Annotated in this window: 30 protein-coding genes; 11 read left to right on the forward strand and 19 right to left on the reverse strand. The window is 66.8% G+C overall.

Annotated elements, in window-relative coordinates; translation table 11 throughout:
• Positions 1-84: 84 nt before the first annotated feature.
• Positions 85-1452 carry a Tol-Pal system beta propeller repeat protein TolB gene (gene tolB, locus ACIQ1T_RS03120; RefSeq protein ID WP_395943054.1) on the reverse strand — a complete coding sequence of 456 codons (1368 nt, stop codon included), beginning with the start codon at positions 1450-1452 and terminating at the stop codon, positions 85-87.
• A 123-nt stretch (positions 1453-1575) separates the two neighbouring features.
• On the opposite strand from tolB, the gene ACIQ1T_RS03125 reads away from it, so the two are divergent.
• Both ACIQ1T_RS03125 and ACIQ1T_RS03130 read left to right on the forward strand, forming a co-directional pair.
• Positions 1576-1821, forward strand: coding sequence for a CopG family transcriptional regulator (locus tag ACIQ1T_RS03125; RefSeq protein ID WP_395943055.1), 246 nt, complete (start codon positions 1576-1578; stop codon positions 1819-1821).
• Positions 1818-2252 (forward strand): TA system VapC family ribonuclease toxin, encoded by a 435-nt coding sequence (locus ACIQ1T_RS03130; RefSeq protein ID WP_395943056.1) that lies wholly within the window; start codon positions 1818-1820, stop codon positions 2250-2252. Before ACIQ1T_RS03125 ends, ACIQ1T_RS03130 begins: the two co-directional genes overlap by 4 nt.
• A gap of 3 nt (positions 2253-2255) precedes the next feature.
• Here ACIQ1T_RS03130 and ACIQ1T_RS03135 read toward each other — a convergent pair whose 3' ends face one another.
• The 12 genes from ACIQ1T_RS03135 to ruvC form a co-directional block, all read right to left on the reverse strand.
• Positions 2256-3113, reverse strand: a complete 858-nt coding sequence (locus tag ACIQ1T_RS03135; protein WP_395943057.1) for a hypothetical protein — start codon at positions 3111-3113, stop codon at positions 2256-2258.
• Between the two features lie 4 nt (positions 3114-3117).
• Positions 3118-3516 (reverse strand): ExbD/TolR family protein, encoded by a 399-nt coding sequence (locus tag ACIQ1T_RS03140; protein WP_395943058.1) that lies wholly within the window; start codon positions 3514-3516, stop codon positions 3118-3120.
• Between the two features lie 4 nt (positions 3517-3520).
• Positions 3521-3976 (reverse strand): ExbD/TolR family protein, encoded by a 456-nt coding sequence (locus ACIQ1T_RS03145; protein ID WP_395943059.1) that lies wholly within the window; start codon positions 3974-3976, stop codon positions 3521-3523.
• Positions 3977-3979: 3 nt separating this feature from the next.
• On the reverse strand, positions 3980-4735 hold the full coding sequence (gene tolQ / locus ACIQ1T_RS03150) for a protein TolQ (protein WP_395943060.1): 756 nt from the start codon (positions 4733-4735) through the stop codon (positions 3980-3982).
• A gap of 135 nt (positions 4736-4870) precedes the next feature.
• Positions 4871-5320 (reverse strand): tol-pal system-associated acyl-CoA thioesterase, encoded by a 450-nt coding sequence (ybgC, locus tag ACIQ1T_RS03155; RefSeq protein ID WP_395943061.1) that lies wholly within the window; start codon positions 5318-5320, stop codon positions 4871-4873.
• Between the two features lie 9 nt (positions 5321-5329).
• Positions 5330-5686 (reverse strand): hypothetical protein, encoded by a 357-nt coding sequence (locus tag ACIQ1T_RS03160; protein ID WP_395943062.1) that lies wholly within the window; start codon positions 5684-5686, stop codon positions 5330-5332.
• Between the two features lie 15 nt (positions 5687-5701).
• The gene (locus ACIQ1T_RS03165) at positions 5702-7186 is read right to left on the reverse strand and encodes an alpha/beta hydrolase (protein ID WP_395943063.1); all 1485 of its coding nucleotides are present in this window, start codon (positions 7184-7186) and stop codon (positions 5702-5704) included.
• A 67-nt stretch (positions 7187-7253) separates the two neighbouring features.
• On the reverse strand, positions 7254-7505 hold the full coding sequence (locus ACIQ1T_RS03170; protein WP_395943064.1) for a BrnA antitoxin family protein: 252 nt from the start codon (positions 7503-7505) through the stop codon (positions 7254-7256).
• Entirely contained in the window at positions 7483-7758 is a 276-nt protein-coding gene (locus ACIQ1T_RS03175) for a BrnT family toxin (protein ID WP_395943065.1), read from the reverse strand. The genes ACIQ1T_RS03170 and ACIQ1T_RS03175 overlap by 23 nt, the downstream gene beginning before the upstream one ends.
• A complete protein-coding gene (gene ruvB / locus ACIQ1T_RS03180) occupies positions 7755-8786 on the reverse strand; it encodes a Holliday junction branch migration DNA helicase RuvB (protein ID WP_395943066.1) in 1032 nt (343 codons plus the stop codon). The genes ACIQ1T_RS03175 and ruvB overlap by 4 nt, the downstream gene beginning before the upstream one ends.
• Positions 8787-8910: 124 nt before the next feature.
• Positions 8911-9540: a Holliday junction branch migration protein RuvA gene (gene ruvA / locus ACIQ1T_RS03185; protein WP_395943067.1), complete on the reverse strand. Its 630-nt coding sequence runs from the start codon at positions 9538-9540 to the stop codon at positions 8911-8913.
• Positions 9541-9700: 160 nt separating this feature from the next.
• The gene (gene ruvC / locus ACIQ1T_RS03190) at positions 9701-10219 is read right to left on the reverse strand and encodes a crossover junction endodeoxyribonuclease RuvC (RefSeq protein WP_395943068.1); all 519 of its coding nucleotides are present in this window, start codon (positions 10217-10219) and stop codon (positions 9701-9703) included.
• Between the two features lie 96 nt (positions 10220-10315).
• Here ruvC and ACIQ1T_RS03195 point away from each other — a divergent pair, with 96 nt between their 5' ends.
• The 6 genes from ACIQ1T_RS03195 (at position 10316) to ACIQ1T_RS03220 (ending at position 14469) form a co-directional block, all read left to right on the forward strand.
• Positions 10316-10732 carry a MarR family winged helix-turn-helix transcriptional regulator gene (locus tag ACIQ1T_RS03195; RefSeq protein WP_395943069.1) on the forward strand — a complete coding sequence of 139 codons (417 nt, stop codon included), beginning with the start codon at positions 10316-10318 and terminating at the stop codon, positions 10730-10732.
• Positions 10725-11948, forward strand: coding sequence for an MFS transporter (locus ACIQ1T_RS03200; protein WP_395943070.1), 1224 nt, complete (start codon positions 10725-10727; stop codon positions 11946-11948). The genes ACIQ1T_RS03195 and ACIQ1T_RS03200 overlap by 8 nt, the downstream gene beginning before the upstream one ends.
• Complete coding sequence (locus tag ACIQ1T_RS03205; RefSeq protein WP_395943071.1) at positions 11945-12073, forward strand: hypothetical protein; 129 nt, start codon at positions 11945-11947, stop codon at positions 12071-12073. Before ACIQ1T_RS03200 ends, ACIQ1T_RS03205 begins: the two co-directional genes overlap by 4 nt.
• Before the next feature lie 169 nt (positions 12074-12242).
• On the forward strand, positions 12243-12713 hold the full coding sequence (locus ACIQ1T_RS03210) for a hypothetical protein (RefSeq protein ID WP_395943072.1): 471 nt from the start codon (positions 12243-12245) through the stop codon (positions 12711-12713).
• 319 nt (positions 12714-13032) lie between these two features.
• Positions 13033-14037, forward strand: coding sequence for an FkbM family methyltransferase (locus ACIQ1T_RS03215; RefSeq protein ID WP_395943073.1), 1005 nt, complete (start codon positions 13033-13035; stop codon positions 14035-14037).
• 120 nt (positions 14038-14157) lie between these two features.
• The gene (locus ACIQ1T_RS03220; protein ID WP_395943074.1) at positions 14158-14469 is read left to right on the forward strand and encodes a hypothetical protein; all 312 of its coding nucleotides are present in this window, start codon (positions 14158-14160) and stop codon (positions 14467-14469) included.
• Between the two features lie 122 nt (positions 14470-14591).
• On the opposite strand, the gene ACIQ1T_RS03225 is transcribed toward ACIQ1T_RS03220, so the two are convergent.
• Entirely contained in the window at positions 14592-14888 is a 297-nt protein-coding gene (locus ACIQ1T_RS03225) for a hypothetical protein (RefSeq protein ID WP_395943075.1), read from the reverse strand.
• 193 nt (positions 14889-15081) lie between these two features.
• Here ACIQ1T_RS03225 and ACIQ1T_RS03230 point away from each other — a divergent pair, with 193 nt between their 5' ends.
• Together ACIQ1T_RS03230 and ACIQ1T_RS03235 are read left to right on the forward strand one after the other, a co-directional pair.
• Positions 15082-15675 (forward strand): DUF3885 domain-containing protein, encoded by a 594-nt coding sequence (locus ACIQ1T_RS03230; RefSeq protein ID WP_395943076.1) that lies wholly within the window; start codon positions 15082-15084, stop codon positions 15673-15675.
• Positions 15676-15858: 183 nt separating this feature from the next.
• Positions 15859-16500, forward strand: coding sequence for a DUF6796 family protein (locus tag ACIQ1T_RS03235; RefSeq protein ID WP_395943077.1), 642 nt, complete (start codon positions 15859-15861; stop codon positions 16498-16500).
• 238 nt (positions 16501-16738) lie between these two features.
• On the opposite strand, the gene ACIQ1T_RS03240 is transcribed toward ACIQ1T_RS03235, so the two are convergent.
• The 5 genes from ACIQ1T_RS03240 to ACIQ1T_RS03260 form a co-directional block, all read right to left on the reverse strand.
• Positions 16739-17257 carry a hemerythrin domain-containing protein gene (locus tag ACIQ1T_RS03240; protein ID WP_395943078.1) on the reverse strand — a complete coding sequence of 173 codons (519 nt, stop codon included), beginning with the start codon at positions 17255-17257 and terminating at the stop codon, positions 16739-16741.
• 78 nt (positions 17258-17335) lie between these two features.
• Positions 17336-18685, reverse strand: coding sequence for a hypothetical protein (locus ACIQ1T_RS03245; RefSeq protein ID WP_395943079.1), 1350 nt, complete (start codon positions 18683-18685; stop codon positions 17336-17338).
• A gap of 181 nt (positions 18686-18866) precedes the next feature.
• Complete coding sequence (locus ACIQ1T_RS03250; protein ID WP_395943080.1) at positions 18867-19142, reverse strand: type II toxin-antitoxin system RelE/ParE family toxin; 276 nt, start codon at positions 19140-19142, stop codon at positions 18867-18869.
• Positions 19139-19408 (reverse strand): hypothetical protein, encoded by a 270-nt coding sequence (locus tag ACIQ1T_RS03255; protein WP_395943081.1) that lies wholly within the window; start codon positions 19406-19408, stop codon positions 19139-19141. Before ACIQ1T_RS03255 ends, ACIQ1T_RS03250 begins: the two co-directional genes overlap by 4 nt.
• Before the next feature lie 61 nt (positions 19409-19469).
• Positions 19470-20243: a YebC/PmpR family DNA-binding transcriptional regulator gene (locus ACIQ1T_RS03260; protein WP_395943082.1), complete on the reverse strand. Its 774-nt coding sequence runs from the start codon at positions 20241-20243 to the stop codon at positions 19470-19472.
• 134 nt (positions 20244-20377) lie between these two features.
• Here ACIQ1T_RS03260 and ACIQ1T_RS03265 point away from each other — a divergent pair, with 134 nt between their 5' ends.
• Positions 20378-20575, forward strand: coding sequence for a hypothetical protein (locus tag ACIQ1T_RS03265; protein WP_395943083.1), 198 nt, complete (start codon positions 20378-20380; stop codon positions 20573-20575).
• Positions 20576-20614: the final 39 nt, after the last annotated feature.

The following is a 20614-nucleotide window of genomic DNA, read 5'->3' on the forward strand; positions in this document are numbered from 1 at the left end:
TAGGTTCTGCCCGGGGCGGTTTTTAGGCGCCAGACCGGGTAACGCACTGTTGAGGCCGATGGCTCCGTCCGTGATCGAACGGCATTAGGCTGGGCAGCTGTCCGCGCCCTGGCCGAAGCCCAGATTCACCGGCGGCTTGTCCAGCAGCGGCGACCAGGCCGGGTCCGTGCCCCGTCCGTTATAGCCCGCCTGGGACACAACCCGCCCCGACAGGTCCACGGTCCACAGACGAGTGTCGCCGCCGCGCGTCTGGCGCGCGAACATGACGTAGCGGCCGTTCGGCGCCCAGTTGGGGCCTTCCTCGAAATAGCTGGACGACAGGATCCGCTCGCCCGAGCCGTCGGCGTTCATCACCCCGGTCGAGAACCGCCCGCCGCCCGACTTGGTGAAGGCGATCAGATTGCCGGTCGGGCTCCAGGCCGGGGCGGTATAGCTGCCGCCGCCGCGCGAGATCGGCCGCTGGCCCGAGCCGTCGGCCCGCATCACATACAGGCGCGCCGAGCCCGACCGGTCCGAGTTGAACACGATCTGGCTGCCGTCCGGGCTGAACGACGGCGAGGTGTCGATGCCGGGATCCGAGGTCAGGCGCGACAGCTGCCGGCTGCGCAGATCCATCACATAGACGTCGGTATTGCCGTTGCGGATGATCGAGAAGGCGATCTTGTTGCCGTCGTTCGAGAAGCGCGGCGCCAGCACCTGACCGTCGAACTCGCCCAGGCTCTCGCGCCGGCCGGTGGTCAGATTATACAGGTAGATCCGGCTGTAGTCCTTGCCCAAGGCCACATAGGTGATCTCGTCCGGCTGCGAGGTCGAGAAGCGCGGCGACATGATCACCTCGTCGCCCTGCGTCAGATAGACGGGGTTGAACCCGTCCTGGTCGGCGATGGTCAGACGGTTGATCCGGTTCAGCTGCGTGCCCTCTTCGGACACGAAGATCACGCGGGAATCGAAGAAGCCGGCCTCGCCGGTCATGCGCTGATAGATGACGTCCGAGATCTTGTGCGCGATCCGGCGCCACTGTTCCGAGGTCGCGGTGAACTGATAGCTGACCAGCTGACACTGGCGGTAGGGATCATACAGGCGGAAGCCCACGTCCACCCGGTTGTCGGCGCGCGGCGTCACCGATCCGTACAGCACAGCCTGGGCGCCGATCTGGGTCCACTGCGGGAAATTGGGGGCGTTGGCCAGGGTCAGGCCGGTCTCGATGAAACTGGCCGGGTTCAGCGGCTCGAAGAAGCCGGAGCGGCGCAGATTGCCGCTGACCACGCTGGCGATGTCCGATCCGTGATCGCCGGTGAAGGGCACGACGGCGATCTGCAGCGGCTTCAGCACGCCCTGGTCGATCTCGACCTCGACCGGTTGGCCTTGCTGCTGCGGCGCCTGCGCCTGTCCCATCAGCGGAACGGCCATCGCCAGGGCGGCGACGGAGGCCAGAAGGGGTTTCAGACGCATCAGGGGCTCCCGCAAGTCAAAGGATCGCCGACCCTTATCGCCGGGTCGTATGACATTCGCCAGCTTCACGGCGAATGGGGCGACTTTCAGGACAGAGGGGTTAACGTTGATGCGTGATGCGTGATGCACTATCTTGAAGCCATGCGCACTACCCTCGCCATCGACGACGACGTGCTGAACGCGGCGCGGGCCATTGCGGTTCATCAGGACCGCACGGTGGGCCAGGTCATGTCCGATCTGGCGCGACAGTCGCTGGAGAAGCGCCCGACCACAGTGCGTTTTCGTAACGGCGTACCCTTGCTGCCCGATCGCCCCGGAGCGGTGGTCACGACTGAACTCATCAATGCGCTTCGCGACGAGCTGCCTTGACCTATTTGCTGGACGTCAATGCGTTGATCGCCCTTGTTGATCCGCGCCATGTCTTCCACGACGCCGCCAACGACTGGTTTCAGACTGACGCGATCAAGGCTTGGGCCACGTGTCCGATCACCGAAAACGGTCTCGTCCGCATTGTCGGCAGCAACCGTTACCCCAACCCCGTAGGCCCGCCGTCCGAAATCGTCAGAATCCTCGACCTGTTGCGCAACATGTCCGGGCACGTCTTCTGGCCTGATGCCATAAGCCTGTCGGACACAGACCTGTTCGACGCCAACGCCCTAACCACGCCCGAACAAATCACGGATGCCTACTTGCTGGCCTTGGCCGTCGCCAATGGCGGTCGACTGGCCACCTTCGACCGACGCCTGTCCACCGATGCGGTCCAGGGCGGTCGCGCCGCCCTCCACCTCATCACCGGCTGAGCCCTACCGGTTCCGGCACGCCCGTTCGGTGTTGAAGGTCGGGCGATAGGCCCCGCCGGGGAAACCATCCGGCACATTGAAGGGCGCGGTCTGGCGCAGGGCGCGCAGGGCGTCGTCGGCTGCGGCGCGATAGACCGAACTGGACTGCGGATTGACCAGGGTCGGGCCGCGCGTGATCCGTCCGTCTGCCGACAGGGTCAGGTCCACCTGGATCCGCAGGGCGTCGCCACCCGGCATGTTGCAGGCCACCGACAGGCTCCAGTTGTTGTAGACCTGATTGAAGATGGCCGTGATCTGCGGCCCCGTCGCCTGTGACGCCGTCCCCGCGCCCTGCTGGCCCGTCGCCGGACGGCCGCGCTGGTTGGTGTTGCGGGTCGGCCCGGCCAGGGCGTCCAGATCCAGGCTCGGCTCGTCGCGCTTCGGCGCCGGGCGCGGCGTGACCGGCGGGGTCGGACGCGGCGGCGTGGGCTGGGTCTTGGGCGGCGTCGGGGGCGTGGGCCGGGGCGGCGTGGGCTGCGGACGCGGCGGGGTGGGGCGCGGGGTCGGGGTCGGACGCGGCGGCGGAGGCGTGGGCGCCGGACGCGGCGGGGTCGGTTCGGGGACCGGCGGGGTCGGCTCTGGCGGCGCGCTGACCGGCGCCGTCGCCGCATCGTCGGGCGAGGGTTCCGGCTGCGGATTGTCGGCGGGCGCGGCGGCGATCGTCTCTTCCGAGACGATGGAGACCGGCACCGAGTTCACCAGCGGCTTGGGCTCCTCGGTCTTGTCCGGCCACGACACGAAGGCGAGCGCGACCACGCCCGCGTGCAACAGGATCGAACCGACGATGGCGGGGCTTGGCCCCTGAGAATTGGGACGGCGCATGGCGTCAGGCCCCCGTCTCGGCGCTCAGGCCGACCTTGCGGAAGCCCGCCTCGCCCAGGGTCCGCATCACCCGCATCACCGCCTCATAGGCCACGCCGCTGTCGGCCGAGACCTGGACTATCCTCTCGCGCGCATCCTCGCCGCCCACGGCGACCAGCCGTTCGACCAGACCGCTCAGCTCCACCGTCTGTCCCTCGACCGAGACCGTTCCGTCGGCCCGGACATGGACGCCCAGCGCCGCGCGCTGCGGCGCAGCCTCCGTTTGGGGCAGGTCGACCGCCACGGTCGCCGTCGCCAAGGGGGCCGCGATCATCAGACCGAACGCCAGACCGGCGACCAGCACCACGCCGGCCGCGCCGATCAGCAGCAGCTTCACAGGTCTGGAGATCCGGATCAGGGCCAAGGGCTCAGGCCTCCGGCGCCGTGTCGGTGATCAGGTTCAGCTTGGTGAAGCCCGAGGCCGACAGCCGCGCCATCACCCGCGCCACCGCCTGATAGGGCGCCCGGCCGTCCGCCTTGACGAAGATGGGCCGCTCGCCCGCCTTGTCCGATCCGCCCGCCTCGGTCAGCAGACGCACCGACAGGTCGTCGAACGCCGTCTCGCTCTCGCCGATATAGATGGCGCCCTGCTGGTCGATACTGACCGACAGGGGTTCGTTGTTGGTTTCGACCGCGCTGGCCTCGGTCTTGGGCAGTTCGACCGGAACCCCCACGGTCAACAGGGGCGCCGAGATCATGAAGATGATCAGCAGCACCAGCATCACGTCCACCAGGGGCGTGACATTGATCTCGGTCAGGGGGCCCTTGCGCCCCCTGCGTCCGCGACGCCCGCCGCCGCCGCTCGCACCACCGCCCAGGGCCATGGCTCAGACGCCCCGGTTCAGGCTGATGCCCGACGAGGGGGCCGGCGCAGGCGCCGGCGGCGTCGAGGGGCTGCCCAGACGGCGCGCCACGGCGGCCTGCAGATCGTCGGCGAAAGCCTCCAGCCGGCCCGAGAACTTGCCCGCGTCGATCGAGAACTTGTTGTAAGCGATATAGGCCGGGATGGCCGCCGCCAGGCCGATGGCCGTGGCGAACAGGGCCTCGGCGATGGCCGGCGCCACCGTGGTCAGATTGGTGTTGCCCGCCGCGGCGATGCGGCCGAAGGCGTTCATGATGCCCCAGACGGTGCCGAACAGGCCGATGAAGGGCGAGGCGGTGGCCACCACCGACAGCACGCCCAGACCGTTCTCGACCCTCTGCCCCTCGCGCGCGATCAGGCTGTTCAGCGCCCGGTCGATCCGGGTCATCAGCAGGTCGCCCTGGTGTTCGTTCAGCGCCCCGCGCTGACGCGCCTCGCGCCAGTCGGACAGGGCGATGACCAGCATCCGCGGCAGGGCGTGGTCCGGCTGGGGCCCGGCCTGGGCCGCCACATCCTCCAGCGACCGGCCCGACTGGACCGCCTTCTCGAAGGCGTCGGCCTGACGGTTCAGGGCGGTGAAGCGGAAGGCCTTGTCGATGATGATGGTCCACGACCACAGCGACGCCGCCGCCAGGCCGATCATGACCGTCTTCACCACCCAGTCGGCGGTCATGAACAGCTCGACGGGATTGAGCATCGAGGCGTCGACGGGCGTGGTCATTCAGGCGCTCCGGCAGGAATCGGGATTGGGCACACCCCCTTCCACCGAGGCGAGGTGACCATTGTGTGGCGAGGGCTCTAGCTCGACCGCTCGCCCCCGTCATCTGACAGGCGCGTCATTGTGGTTAAGGAAGCCTTACTCGGCGCCCGCCAGCCAGGGCGTAACCTTCTCGACCAGGGCCTTGGTCGGGCGGCGCGGGCGGCCGTCCAGATGGATGCAGACCGCCGTCACCTCGGCCCGGCACAGCACTTCGCCTGCCCGCTCCACCGTCTGGCGGATGATCAGCCGCACCCCCTTCACCGCCTCGTAGATCGTCCGCACCACCAGGGCGTCGTCGATCCGCGCGGGCTTCACATACCGGATGTTCAGTTCGGACACGACGAAGGCCAGGGGCTCGGCCTCCTCCAGCAGGTCGGCGTGGCCCACCCCGATGGCGCGCAGGAAGTCCGACCGCCCCCGCTCGAAATAGCGGACATAGTTGGCGTGATAGACCAGGCCCGTGAAATCGGTGTCCTCGTAATAGACGCGCACCGGCAACAGGTGGTCGCGTCCGTCGAAACGGCCGGCGGTGGGAAGATCGCTCATGCGGACAGTCTAGCGCGTCGGCGGCGTGGTCAGGAAGCCGGGGCAATAGCGTTCACGCATCTCGCGGAACTCGGTCGGCAGCGGATCGTCGCTGAACAGGATGCGATTGGGCACGGAGATGAAGCCCACGGCCTGGCCGCCCCGCGCCCGACCGACATAGCCGCACACGGCCCGCTTCTGCCCCGCCTCCGAATAGCGCAGCTCGGCGCCGCTCCCCAGCTGCTCGCGGATCTGGCGCGTCGCCCGCTGCGACGGCGGCTCGGGGGCGGCGATGCGCGACCCGTGCGTCATGGCCCAGAGGCCCAGGGCGGCCAGGACCAGGGCGAACACCACCCCCGCCGCCAGCCGCCGATCCTGCAAGACCATCCGCCGCCCCATGCGTCAGCCCGCCGCCTCGTCCTCGATGAAGTCCAGCGGCGTATCGGCCGACGGCAGACAGCTGCGGTCCACCGGCTTCGACGGATCGCGCAGGAACTCCCTCGCCATCCGCCGGGTGCAGAGGCTGCCGTTGATGACGCCGTGGGTGGCGTTGGTCACGATCACCACCTGGCTGTTCGCATAGCCCTTGGCCGCCGCCTCGGTCAGGGGCGGCGGGCAGCCGGGATCGATCTCGGCGGCGACGAACAGGGTCGGGACGTTCGTCGTGACCGGGGCGTTCTCGATCGGATCGGCCGGGCTCTCGCCCACGGCGTCGCAGACGTCGAACAGGCGCGACAGCGACGGAACCAGCACCTCGGCCACCGGATCCCCCGCCGCCCCCGCGACCAGACGCGCCTTCGACTCGAACGGCAGTTCCTCCTTGCACAGATGGGCCATGTGCTGGCCCTCGGTGTAATAGGTCCGCTCCGCCGCCACCTCGGCTATGGGCGACAGATCGCCGGCGATGATCTTCTCGATGTCTGCGGGCAGGCGCCGCACCCCGTCATGATCATAGGTCGTCTCCATCAGGAAGGCCGACAGGTCGTCCACGGTGAACCGCGCCCCGTCCTTGCCCCCGACCTGGCCGACCACCGGCCCCGCCAGCCATTTGCGCGCCTCGGCCTCGAACCGCGTCTGCAGGTCCGGGTGGCGCGCCCTGCAGTCGGCCTGGGCGGCGCACTTGCCCAGGATGAGCTTCACCGCCGCCGACACCTGTTCCGGCGTGCCCACGGCCCAGTTGCCCTCGGGCGGCCAGGGGCTGTCCATCACCGCCGCGCGCACGATCTGCGGCTGATGGGTGATGACCGCCGCCTCGATGCGCGGCCCGTAGGATCCGCCCCACAGGTCGATCTTCGCATAGCCCAGCACCTGGGCCAGGTCCTTCACATCGTCGGCGATGACGGCGGCGTTGTACTGGTTCAGGTCCACGCCCTGGGCCTGATAGGTTTTCAGACAGGCGATCAGCCCGTCGCGATCCGCATCGGACGGCGGCCCCGCATCGGTCAGCTGCACGCCCGGACAGTCCAGCGACGGCTCGCCCTGCCCCCCGCCCCTCTGGTCGAACAGGACCAGGTCCTGATCCACCGCCATCAGGTCGGGCCGCTGCTTCAGGGCGTTCAATATCCCGCCCGCCGCCGGGGTCAGCGCCCCGCCCGGCCCGCCATGGAACATGAAGACCGGCGGCAGAGCCTGTCCCGAGGCGTCCTTGAACGGTTGGCTGGCCTTCAGGACGACCACGGCGACCTGGATGCGTCGGTCGCTGGCCCCGCCCCGCGCCTCATCCACCACCAGACGGCCGCACCGCACCTCGCGCACGCCGCTCGGCCAGTCCGTCGGGCACGGGCTGTCGGCAAAGACCGGCTCGGCCGCGCGGGCGGGCGCGACGGCGGCCCCGCCGCCCCACAGGCCGAGGCCCAGAAACAATGCGGCGAGAGAACGGGTGATCATGGGGCGCTCCGACAAGCCGTCAGAAACGCCGATCCGCCGCGCCTTGGCAACGTCTATTCGAAGGGGATCAGGCCGCGTGCTTCTTGCGCGCCGCCTCGGTCAGGGTCTCGGCCATCCGCTCGCGCCAGTCCTCGCCCTCGTCGGCGAAGGCCTGGATCGTCTCGGCAGACAAGACCAGCGCCACCTCGCTTGCCCCCGTCAGCCTTGCATAGACGGCCGGCGACATCACCTCGCGCGCCGGACGCATCCGCGCGATGTCGGCGTCGGTCAGTTCGGGATTGTCGTCGTCCACCGGATCAACCGGCGCGGAGTTCGTCATACTTCCTGACCTCGCGGGGGTTGGCCCGCCTGAGACTGATCATCCAGACCACGTCGCCTCTCTCGGTATATATGGCGACATGAACCCGACCACGGATCGGGACATAAGCATACCACCGAAGCTCGCCGTAGTCGCGACGGTCGTCCAGGGCGGAAAAGGCCGCCGACCAGTCGCCCTGATCCGCATCACCCAACGACAATCCGTGCTTGGCGCGATTGCTCGCATCCTTGCCCGGATCGAAGGCGATCCTCACTCGAACAGGTCGCCCGGCAATGGCCCGCCCGCCGGCTTCGGCGGCTCGCTCAGCCCCAGATGGGCATAGGCCTTGGCGCAGGCCATCCGCCCGCGCGGCGTGCGCATGATGAAGCCCTGCTGCAGCAGATAGGGTTCGATCACGTCCTCGACCGCGTCGCGCGCCTCGGCGATCGCGGCGGCCAGGGTGTCCATCCCCACCGGCCCGCCGCCGTAGTTCTCGATCAGGGCCTTCAGGAAGCGCCGGTCCAGACTGTCCAGCCCGGACTCGTCCACCTCCAGCCGCGCCAGGGCCCGCGCCGCCACCAGTCTGGTGATCGTCTCCGCCCCCTCGGCCGAGGCGAAGTCCCGCACCCGGCGCAGCAGACGCCCGGCGATCCGGGGCGTGCCCCGCGCCCGCGAGGCGATCTCGCGCGCCCCCTCTTCGTCGATGCCCGCGCCCATCTTGCGCGCCGTGCCCCGCACCACCGCCGTCAGTTCGTCGGGCGTATAGAACTCCAGCCGCAGCGGAATGCCGAACCGGTCGCGCAACGGCGTGGCCAGCAGGCCCGCCCGCGTCGTCGCCCCCACCAGGGTAAAGGGCGCCAGATCGATCCGCACCGACCGCGCCGACGGCCCCTCGCCGATGATCAGGTCCAGCACATGGTCCTCCATGGCCGGATACAGGATCTCCTCGACATTCGGGCTCAGCCGGTGGATCTCGTCGATGAACAGGACGTCGCGCGGCTCCAGATTGGTCAGGATGGCCGCCAGATCCCCCGCCTTGGCCAGGATCGGCCCCGAGGTCGCCCGGAACCCCACCCCCAGTTCGCGCGACACGATCTGGGCCAGGGTCGTCTTGCCCAGGCCGGGCGGGCCGAACAGCAGCACATGGTCCAGCGCCTCGCCACGCCCACGCGCCGCGTCGATGAAGACCTTCAGATTGCCCTTGGCCTGCGACTGGCCGACGAATTCCGACAGGGTCTGCGGCCGCAGCGCGCGGTCATAGGCCTCGCCGGTTTCGGCCTCGGGGGAGATGATGCGGGTCATGACGCGGTCTTGGAGGAGGTGAAGAGTGCTAGTGCTGGTGAGTGGTGACGGGCGGCTTTGGCCCACGCCAAGTCCCTTTTCTCTTCACCAGTACTAGCACTCTTCACCCGGCGAACCTCACACCTCACCGCCCCAGCTCCTGCAGGGCCGCGCGGATGACCGCCGACAGATCCGCGTCCTCGCCCAGCCGGATCAGGGCCTGATCCACGGCGCGGCGCGCATTCACCTCGACCACGCCCAGGCTCAGCAGGGCCGACACCGCCTCGCCCGTGGTCGACGGCGGCGGCGGCGCGATCTCGACATGGACGCCCGGCGCGGTCGGGGCGAAACTGACCTCGCCCCCAAAACTGCTTAGCGCCTTGCCCTTCAGTTCGGTGACGATCCGCAGCGCCAATTTCGGCCCGACGCCATTGGCCCGCGCCACCGCCGCCTTGTCCTCGCGCGCCACGGCCCCCGCCAGCTCGCCCGGCGGCAGCACGTCCAGAACGGCCAGAGCCGCCTTCGGCCCGACCCCCTGAATGGCCAGCAGGGTCGTAAAGGCCCGCCGTTCGTCCCGCGTCAGAAACCCGTACAGACGCGGCCCCGCGTCCTCGCTCCATTGCGAATGAATATGCAGGGTGGCCTCGTCGCCCGGCGCCGGCAACCGGCCGAGCGTCCGCGCCCCGCACGCCGCCACATAGCCCACCCCGGCGCAGTCGATCAGGCATTCCGCCTCCCCGACCTCGGCCAGCACGCCCCGCAAACGTCCGATCATGACCAATCCTCCACCACAGGGGGAGGGGGACCGCGAAGCGGTGCAGGGGGCAAGGGCGCGCGCGATGTGGAGCATCGAGCGACCGCGCCCGGTCCGGCGCCCCCCACCACGCGAAGCGCCGTGCCCCCCCCCCCACGGGGGAGGATTTTCGTCGCCGCCCTCACGCCGCGCCCCGCGTCATGGCTTCCAGCAGCGACCGCTTCCTCAACTGCGCATGGGTGATGGCCACGGCCAGCGCATCCGCCGCATCCGCCTTCACATCCCCCGCAGTCGGCAGCAGCCGTTTCACCATGAAGGCGATCTGGCTCTTGTCCGCATGGCCCGCCCCCACCACCGCCTTCTTGATCAGGTTCGGCGAATATTCCGCGACCGGCAGGCCGCATTTGGCCGGCGCCAGCATGACCGCCGCCCGCGCATGGCCCAGCTTCAGGGTCGAGGACGGGTTCACATTGACGAACACCTCCTCCACCGCCGCCTCCTCGCAGCCGTGGTCGGCGCAGATCACGCCCAGGGCCTCGAACAGGTGCAGCAGCCGCTCGCTGAACGGCGCGGCCTCCGGCGGGGCCACGACCCCGTGCGCCACCCACCTCAGGCGCGCGCCGTCCGAGACGATCACCCCCCAGCCGGTGCGTCTAAGACCCGGGTCCAGCCCGAGGATTCTGACAGGTTCGTTCGCCATCCGTTCCCCTCATGCCGCAAAGAGGGTTAGCAGACAATGACCAGCCGGCCCCCAATCGCCATTGCATATGCAACCAGTCCATGCTTTGCATATGCAATGAGCCAGACCGAGAGCGATCAGACCCCCTGTATCTGCGGCCGCCTGCGCCGCGCCTCGCGCGCCCTGACCCGTCACTATGACGAGGCCCTGGCGCCGGTCGGCCTGACCATCACCCAGTTCTCGGTGCTGCGGACCCTGTCCCAGATGGACCGCCCGACCCTGGTCGAACTGTCCGACCGCACCGCCCACGAGAAGAGCGCCCTGTGGCGCACCCTCCAGCCCCTGATCCGCCAGGCCTGGGTCGCCGCCGAGCCCGGCCGCGTCCAGAAATTCGTCCTGACCGGCCTCGGCCGCGAACGGCTCGAACTGGCCCGCCCCCTGTGGCAGGCCGCCCAGGCCACCGTCAGCCAGACCCTCGGCCCGCGCGAGGCCGCCCTGATCGCCCTGTTGCACGAGGTCGAGACCCATGTCTGACGCCCCCTCCGCCCCACACCTGTCCCGCCGCGTCTGGATCATGATCGGGGCGGCCGCCGCCATCGTCACCCTGTCGATGGGCATCCGTCAGGCCTTCGGCCTGTTCCTCGCCCCCCTGGCCCTGGACATGGGCATAGACCGCCAGACCTTCGGCCTGGTCGTCGCCATACAGAACCTGCTGTTCGGCCTGGCCCAGCCCTTCGTCGGCGCCCTGGCGGACCGGCGCGGCGCCGGGACCATCGCCGTCGCCGGCGCCCTGATCTACGCCCTCGGCCTCGTTGTCGCGGGCCTGGCGTCCAACGCCCTGGGCCTGGGGCTCGGCCTCGGCGTCCTGACCGGGGCGGCCATGTCGGGCGCCGCCTTCGTCGTGGTGCTGGGCGCGGTCGGCAAGGTGGTCCCCGCGCACAAGCGCACCCTGGCCTTCGGCCTGGTCACGGCCGGCGGCTCCCTGGGCCAGTTCCTGATCGTGCCCCTGGCCCAGGGCCTGATCGACGCCTTCGACTGGCGCGTCACCCTGTTCGTCCTCGCCGCCCTGGTCGCCCTGGTCATCCCTCTGGCCCTGGGCGTCGCCGGCAAGCCGCCGGCTGCGAACCACACGGACGGCCCGGCCCTGAAACCCGCCCTGGCCGAGGCCTTCGCCCATCCCAGCTTCTGGATGCTCAACTTCGGCTTCTTCGTCTGCGGCTTCCAGCTGGCCTTCGTCGGCTTCCACCTGCCCGCCTATCTGCGCGACGGCGGCCTGTCCCCCTCGGTCGGCGCCACGGCCCTGGCCCTGATCGGCCTGTTCAACATCGCCGGATCCTGGCTGTGGGGCGCCTGGGGTTCGAAACGTTCGAAGAAGGGCCTGCTGGCTCTGCTCTACGCCCTGCGCGGCCTCAGCATGATCGTCTTCATCCTGGTTCCGCTGTCGCCGGCCAGCGCCTTGGTCTTCGCCGCCGTCTCCGGCTTCCTGTGGCTGGGCACCCTGCCCCTGACCAACGGCCTGGTGGCCCAGATCTACGGTCTGCGTCACCTGTCGGCCCTGGCGGGGATCGTCTTCCTCAGCCACCAGGTCGGCGCCTTCCTCGGCGCCTGGCTGGCGGGCCTGACCTTCGACGCCACCGGCTCCTACATGCTGATGTGGATCGTCTCCATCGCCCTGGCCCTGACCGCCGCCGTCGCCAATCTGCCGATCAAGGAGGCGCCCCTGGTCCGCAGCGCCCTGCCCGCCGAATGAGGCTCCGCCCGCTCCCCCTCGCATTCGTCAGCGCCGTCCTGGTCCTGGTCGGCCTCGGGATCTGGCTGTGGTCCCGCGTCGGCCTCGCCGTCTGGCTGGACGCCGCCGTCGCCTTCTGCAGCTAGAGATTTGGTTCCAAACTCCCGCCACCCTCAGGCGGATGCGGCCCGAGACCGGCAAAGGCGAGCGGTTACGATCCGAAGGCCCGATTTCGGACAGGTCGCCAAATTCCGGTTGCGACCCATTGCGGACCTTGCCTTGCCGCTTCATGGTCGGGCGGATCGGAGATCCTCGATGCTGAAAACTGGCGACATGCTCCCGTGGGGTTTTGGAGCGTTTTCGATTTTTGCCATGCTTGCAGGACTGGCACTGCTCGCCGGGGCAAATCTTGCCTCGCCCGGCTGCACCGGCCCAGTGGTTGAGCGATGCGACTATGTGGCGAGCGCAAGGGTTGCGGTTGCCGGCTCAGGGCACCACCGCTTCCAAACCGACCTCGGCTTTGAAATTTTCGACCAAGGGTCTGCGGTTCTTGTTCAGCAGTTCACTCCACCAGGCGAACCAAGCCTCAACCACGCACCCTCGGTCTTAGTAGACAAGAGAAGTTGTCGTGCCTGCCGAGTTGATTGGCACTTTTCTACGAGAGGCGATCCTCTGGATCCCTACGTCGGGCCACTGATGCGACGCGTTCCCGCAGAAGATGCTGAAGCAGCGGCGGAACGAGCGGAACGATGGAAGGACGGGCCGGGCGGCATCTCCTTCCTCTAGAAGCTATGTCCGCTCCCCGCCCCTCTCAGACATTCCCAGCATCCGCTTAGGGGATTCCGATGATCGACGGGTGTGGAGCCCGCTTTCAAGCCAAGAGTCTATTTCGCAAATCGACCCATTGCAGACCTTGTCCCGCCAAGACATTCATTTCCGATGTGGACGCAGCTCTGACCGCTCTGATTACGGCTTCGCGCTTCTGGGCCTTCTGTCTTGGATGGACTTCCTAGCGATGGCTCAGGCGCGGGGTTGGTCCTGACGGAGGCGGTGTCATATCCGGTTGGTCTGGCTTGGGCCTGCCTAAGCGCTGTAGGGTGAAGCCATGTTCGAGAGCTATGCGCAGAACGCCGAGGATGTTCGGCTTAACCGGTGTTTCGCCGGCCAGTCCGAGGGGTTCTTCATTGATGTGGGAGCGTCCGAGCCCACCCGGCATTCGGTCACCTACGCCCTCTATCTCCAGGGCTGGCGAGGAATCTCGATCGACCCCCTGCCGGACCGATGCCAGGAACTGGACCAGTTGCGGCCCGGGGACGTCAATCTGAACATAGCGCTGTCCGACGAGCCCGGCGTCACGAACCTGTACCGCTCTCTGGGACGAGGCGGCACGTCGACCATCGTCCAAGCAGTCGGGGAGTCGATGCGTGAGGCCTCTCCGGACGTCTGGATGTTTCCGACGCCGGTCGATACCCTTACCAACGTGTCTCGACAGTTCGCCCCCGAGCTGCGGACCTACCCCCTGCTCAAGATTGACGTCGAAGGCGCGGAAGAAGGAGTCCTGCGCGGCGCGGACTTCTCGCAATTCAGGCCGTCCGTCATCGTCGTAGAAGGGCAGGCAGCGGTGCCGAAATGGGAGAAGCTGATTACGGACCAGAGCTATCGCTATGTCGTGCACGATGGAGTCAATCGCTGGTACTGCTGCGATAGCCGTAACGACTATGCCGAACTTTTGCGGCCGCCGGTCAGCGCGGTCGATAACTTCAGACGCTACGATCAGATCGGATCGCCGCTGTCCAACTCGGTACATCCCGAGCATCGTTGGGCGATCGGTCTGTCGCACAGATTGATCTGCGCTTTGAAGGCGGTCAGCAACGACGTGATCGTGGCCGCCTATACCGACAAGATCGCCGACCACCTGCTGGACAAGCCCTGCGACGCCAGCATCTACAGAGGCGCGACACGGGCGGTTCTGGGCAGGCAGCCAAATGACACTGAATGGGCGCTGTTCGAAGAGCAGGACAAGACGACGACCATCCGTGAGGTTTACGAACTGCTGGTCAACTCAGAAGAGTTCCTCATGAAGCGCGGCAGGGCAATCGCCTCGATGTAGGCAGGGTCAGCGCACGACACCCCACAGGCATTTGAGGGTGTGGGGACCGCTTTCCGGTCGGTCGCCTATTTCGCAACCCGACCCGTTGCGGACATTAGCCACTGACTGCGATAATCAGGCATGACCTCGGGCAACCAACGACACCTCGTGATCGGAAAGACTGTAAAGGTCGCCTCGATCCAAAATGATGAATTGCATCTGGGCTTGGGGGACGATTGGCACATCGTTGTGCTCAATCCTTTCAGCCTTATTTCGGAAAGTGCAGACACGCTGGTCGGTGCTGCGCTGCTAACATTTGAAGAGCGAGGAACGACCGAATTCCTCGCCTTCGACAATGGCATAATCGTCACGGTTGATATGAGGGATGACGCTTACCGAGAACCGGAAGCAATGCTGCTTACGGGGCCCGAGACTATAGTCGTTTGGAATTGATGTCCGCTTCCCACCCCTCTCAGACATTCCCAGCATCCGCTTAGGGGGCTCCGATGATCGACGGGTGTGGAGCCCGCTTTCAGGCCAAGAGTCTATTTCGCAAATCGCCCCTAGTCAGGCACTCACTTCCATAGAAAGTAGATAGCGACGATCCCTAAACTGCCCGCAGCCAACCCAAATACGAAGGTTTTGACCATGGAACGAGCAAGGTTTTCTTTGGTCGTTGGGATTTGAGCTTCTGAGAATCCATGACGACGCAGCATGTCATTTCCCATAAGTATTCCGGCCAAAATTAATGCAGGTAAAACAGCGGTAACCGCCGCGCCCGTCCAAGGTGCTAGCTCTATTAGGTTGCTCATTATCAGCGTGAAGACCACGATCCCAAACACTACGATCGCCAAACAAGCGACCTTCACCAATTGCCGCATTCTTCGCACCCCATTTTAGGTCGTGAGAGATAGCACCGCGCTCTGGGAGTTGTAATCACCGTCCGTCAGGGTCTGCTTTCCACCCGTAGCATCCGTTCAAAGTGTCCGATACTCTAAGGTTATGACGGCGAATGTGCTCCCCCAAATAAAAGCAGCGTTCGGCTGGCGAGGCTTTCCGCACGCCATGTTCTACGAGGCAGATTATAGCCTGAGGTTCGATTTGGGCGGCGAGATTGGAATGGGCCCACTGCGGTTCATGCAGGCGCTAGATCGAGCGCGTGCCATATCAAAAGTGTTGTTTTCTACCTCAGAAACGCTTCACGCCGTCGTCACTATGTATGGCGAGCAGCGCAACACCAGCCGCCATTACTACGCCTTTCAGAAACTTCGGGGTATTGGATTCGATCACTCATTTGGAGTTGCGGAAAAGATTGCTCAGAATGACCAAGAATATATCGGGGAGTTCGGGAGCGACCTCTTTCGCTATTGGTATGCCGCACCATTCAAGAACGACAATGCGTCGGTATCCGCGTTGTTGTGGGCAAGCGTGTCACGCGAAATGGACATCCACCCCTCGCCGCGATGGATCGATACGATACATATCGTAGACTTCAGAAACCGGCTTGCTCTGACCGCGTATGATGACCGAGGCATGGATGTGGTGGGACCAGACGGCCCAGCACTGGCGTCGCTCTACAATCAGTTCAGCGCGTGGCTGCTCGATTACGACCGTCCCACCATGGATGCGAAGTTTTCCGGCCTGCCGGGCCAGCGATAATGTCCGCTTCCCACCCCTCTCAGACATTCCCAGCATCCGCTTAGGGGGTTCCGATGATCGACGGGTGTGGAGCCCGCTTTCAAGCCAAGAGTCTATTTCGCAAATCGACCCGTTGCGGACGTTGAGCTCGGTTGTCCGATTGTCCTGCTGAGGTAAGCAGCTAAACTGTCGGCGGAGGCCCGAATGAACCCATCACTGATGCGACTTTGCGGCTACGCGGGGCTTTTGGGAGCGTGCGCCATGTTCGCGGGTGACATGCTGTTCTATGGCCAGTGGGGGAGCGGGGCGGACGCGCTGTCCGGGACGTACGACGCAGTCGAGAGGAGAGACCCTCAACAGCTTGTCGTTGGCGGACTGATGTCGATCATCGGTGGCCTTGGATATTCTTTGGGCGCACTTCACGTTTACGGACGGCTGGCTGAACGACCATCATGGTTGCGGCTGAGCGTCACGGCTGGCCTTTTGGCCACCGCTGTAATCGCTACGGCTACTCATGCGGTTTGGGGGAGCTTTGCCCTCACGGTAGTCAGCGGTGCGCCTGCCCCCACGTTGATAGCCAATTATCTTGCTCTGCACTTTGCCATCGGCGTCGTCGTCGGTATCCCAGTGTCTTTCCTGCTGGCTGGATCCATCGCGCTTGGTCGGACTGATTGGCCAATTTGGTTTGCAGCAGTGAATCCCGGAGCAATCTACCTCTTATTGTCCACCGCATCATACTTGCCCGCTCCGTTCGGGGCGTCCTTCGTGGGTGGAGCGTTCAACTTGGCATTCGCAGCGTTCTACGGAATCATTATCGCTCTCCAAGCTAGTCGATCAGCATCCTAAGGTCCGCTTCCCACCCCCAACAGACATTCGGCACGTCCGCTGTCGGTGCTGGTCCCGAACTTCTCCCGCTACGGTCTATCCTCGTCGTTTCAGGGCTTGTCGCGAGGGCTCACTTTTCCAGCGTTCGGTCTCATGTCCCTCGGACAAGCGCCGTGCGCCCCGTCCACACCAATGCGGCCCTCGCCTTAGGCCCTCGGGACAAGCCCGAGGGTGACGGATTAAAGGGAGCGTCACCCCGTCAGGCGTGCTTCTCCACATAGGCCTCGGGATCCTTGTTCACCGGCTTTATCCCGGTGATGTGCGCGGCCTCGAAGGCGGCGAACTTGACCGCCAGGGCGTGGCGCGTCTCGACGTCGGCGTTCAGGCGGAAATCGGTCAGACCCTGCCGCTCCTCCTCGCCCATATGTTTGGAGTTGACCACATTGGCCTCGCCCACGGCCGCGAACCAGGCCTTGGTCCCGACGGTGTGCTTCTCGACCGCCTTCACGGCGTCGCGCAGCTTGTTGTGGTCCTCGATGGCGTCCTCGGTCTCGGGGCCGGCGTCGTCGCCCTCGGCGTCGTTGGCGGCCTCCCCCACCTTCATCAGGTCGGGATAGAAGAACCGCTCCTCGGCCTCGGCGTGAACGTCCAGAAAGGCCGACAGCCGCCCCCAGACCGCCGTCAGCGCCGCCTTATCCTTGGGATCGATCTGTTCGATGATGGCGAACAGCCGGCGCTGCTCGGCATGGTCGTCGAGGATCAGCTGGGTGATGTCCATGGGGGCCTCCAGGCGTAACGGTGAAGCCCCGTTACGCCCGCCGACCGCCTCGGTTCCCTGCGAACGACTCGCCGGTGATCAGCCGACGATGGCCTGCAGCTGCGCCGCCGCCTCGGCTATGGTCGGACGCCCGCCCCGGCCGCGCCGCGCGGCGTCCAGCGCCGCGGCCGACATGGCCCCCTCGGCGCGGGCCGTCTCCAGATCCTCGCGCAGGGCGCTGACCTGCTGGCCCAGGGCCTTGACCCGCGCCTCGTGCTCGTCCTGGGCCGCCGCCATCTTGGCCTGGATCTTGGTCATCCGCTCCTCGGCGCGGGCGATGGCCTTGTCGTGGGCCGTGGCCGCCTTGGTCAGGGCCTCGGCGCGGTCGACGGCGGCGACGCGCGCCACCTCCATGGCCGCCTGGCGCTGACGCGATTCCTCGGCGTCGATCTCCAGGGCGCGCACCCGTTCCAGCGCCCGGTCCAGATTGATCTGCAGGGTGTCGGCGCGGCGTTCGACGGCGTGGCCGCCGCTCTGCAGCTCGTGCAGGCGCGAGGCCAGTTCGGTGTTCAGCACCTCCAGCCCGTTGGCGCGCGCCGTGGCCGTGTCCAGCCGGGCGGTCAGGGCGGCGATCTCGGCCCGGGTCGATTCGACCTGGCTCTCCAGGGTGCGGATGGCGCGGGCGGCCTCGGCCTGTTCGGAGGCGGCGCGGGCGCGCTCGGTCGCCAGATGGCCCTCGCCGGCCGCGGCGGCGCGGGCCAGGCCCGCCACCTCGGTCCCGACCTCGTCGACGCGACGACGCAGGACCGTATTCTCCTCCAGCACCAGGGCGTGGTCGCGCTGGATCTGGCCGCGGGTCGTTTCCGCCTCGGACCGGCCGGCCTCGGCCTGCCGCATCTGGTTGCGCAGCGACTCGTGGTCCTGCTCCAGTTCCCGGATGCGTTGGGCCGACGCCCGGTCGACCGTCTCGAAACCCTCGATCCGCGTGGCGGCCTGGGCGATCTCGCTGCGCAGCCGGCCGATCTCGACCCGCGCCTCCTGCAGATTGACCGAGGTCTCGCCGCCGCGCGCCGCCAGGTCGTCGGCCTTGGCCTCGGCCTCGGCCAGAGCGTCCGATAGCTTGCGCGTCTCGGCGGTCAGCAGGCTGACCTGTTTCATCGCCTCGCCGTTGGCGTTGCGCAGATTGACCAGTTCGACGTGATTGTCGCGCCGCGACCGGAACTCGGCCTCCAGCGGATCGCGCAGCTGGCCCAGCAGGGCCTCGAACGTGCCGAACCGCTCGGCCATTTCGGTCAGCTGGTCCAGACTGTCCTGGATCGTCTCGAACCGCTCGCCGATCAGGCCGGCGACCTCGTGTTCGGAGGCGCGATCCGGTTTCAGGGCGACCTCGGCCGCCTGCTCGCCCTTGCCGGTCCGCGACAGGACCCTGTCGATTCTGGTCAGTTTCATGGTCACGCCCCCGCATCCGCTCTCAGCCTGCGACGAACCGTTCCGACCCCGCCCCAAGGCGAATCGAGCAGCCCCCGCTCACTGCAAAGAAGGTTAACGAGGCGTTAGGACGCTGTCGAGACCCGCGCTCGCCGAACCGCGACCCGCGACCTTGTCGCCGATCGCACCGGACGCCTGGTCCTCAGCCGAACTCTCCCCGCGCGCCGTGCCACAGCCGCAAGATTTCGATGCGATCGGGCTTCACCCGGTAAACGATCATGTGGCTCGTCTTGGCGACGACAAGTTCCCTGCACCCACCTCGGCAAGGCCGTCCTTTTTCAGGAAAGACGCTCAAGCCCTCCACGGCGTCGATGAGTCGGTTTTCGACCACGGTCGCCATTCCGATGCTGTCGGCGGCGACATACCGCCAGATATCCGCAAGGTCCGCCCGGGCTGCCGGCGACCAGAGGATTTTCATCGACGCGCGCGCGCCGCCTGCTGCGCGCGCAACTCCGCGACCACCGTCTCGTGAGGAATCCCGCCTTCGGCTTCCAGCGACCTGACGCCCTCGTCCACAGCCGCCAGAAAGGCCGCTTCTTTCTCGGCGCTACGCCTGAAAAAAGCCTCCTCCTCGACCGCCATGTCCCACACCGCCATGGCGACGATGTCGTCGATCGGCGCCTGCCGCGCCTCCGCCAGGGCGTCCAGCCTGGCCTTCACGGCCTCATCCAGGGCGATGGTCACGTGCACGGTCATGCGGGGACCGTATCACAGCCCCCGCACGCCGGAAATCAGAGGCCCGAAATCAGCCCGCGTACTTGGCCGCGTCCTCGTCCGAGATGTCCTCGTTCGAATAGACCGACGACACGTCGTCCTCGGCGTCCAGGGCGTCCAGCAGCTTCATCAGCGTGCCGACGGCCTCGCCGGTGACCGGCACTTCCGACTGGGGCTTCCAGACGATGGCGGTGGACTTGGGATCGCCCAGCACCTTGGACATGGCTTCCGCCACCTCGTTCAGGTCCTCGAAGGCGGTCCAGATGGTGTGGCCCGGCGCGTCCTCGTAGATGTCCGGCTTGACCAGATCGCTCTCGACGTCCGAGGCGCCGGCCTCGATGGCGGCCTCCATCACTTCGTCTTCCGTGCCGGCCTCGGCCTTGTAGATGATCTGGCCGACCTTATCCCACATGAAGGCGACCGAGTTCATCTCGCTCAGGGCGCCGCCGTTCTTCTTGAAGGCCGCGCCGATGTTCGACGCCGCGCGGTTGCGGTTGTCGGTCAGGGCCTCGACGATGATGCCCACGCCGCCCGGGCCCCGGCCCTCGTAGCGGACCTCTTCCATCGTATCGACGTCGCCGCCGGCGGCCTTGTTGATGGCCCGCTGGATCACGTCCTTGGGCAGGCTTTCGGCCTTGGCGTTGTTGACCGCCAGACGCAGGCGCGGATTGGCCGCCGGATCGGGCAGGCCCGACTTGGCCGCCACCGTGATGTCGCGCGACAGTTTGGAGAACAGCTTGGAGCGCTGCGCATCCGCGCGCCCCTTGCGGTGCATGATGTTCTTGAATTTCGAGTGGCCGGCCATGAGATCGTCTTCGAGAGTCTGAAACCTTGAGCCGCGCCTCCTAGCCGATGAGCGGCATCCTGTCACGACTGACTGAAGGGTGGAACCTCGACCGTTTGGGCGTATTGATCCCGCAAGCCATTATGGAGCCCCCGATGAACACCGCCGACATCTACCAAGCCGAGGGCCACGCCGACGACGACCTGCACGAGGCCGACATCGTCGAATGGTACGAGGCCCGCCCCGTCACCGTCTCCACCGCCGTCGCCACCGGCTCGATCCTGACCGCCTTCACCCTGGGCGCCCTGACCGCCGTCGGCGCCCTCTTCCTGCTGGGCCGGCTGGACGACTGAGATCCGGCGAGGACCACATCGCAACCGGTGGACCGCTTT

It is taken from the genome of Brevundimonas sp. (assembly GCF_044336875.1).
GTDB lineage: Bacteria > Pseudomonadota > Alphaproteobacteria > Caulobacterales > Caulobacteraceae > Brevundimonas.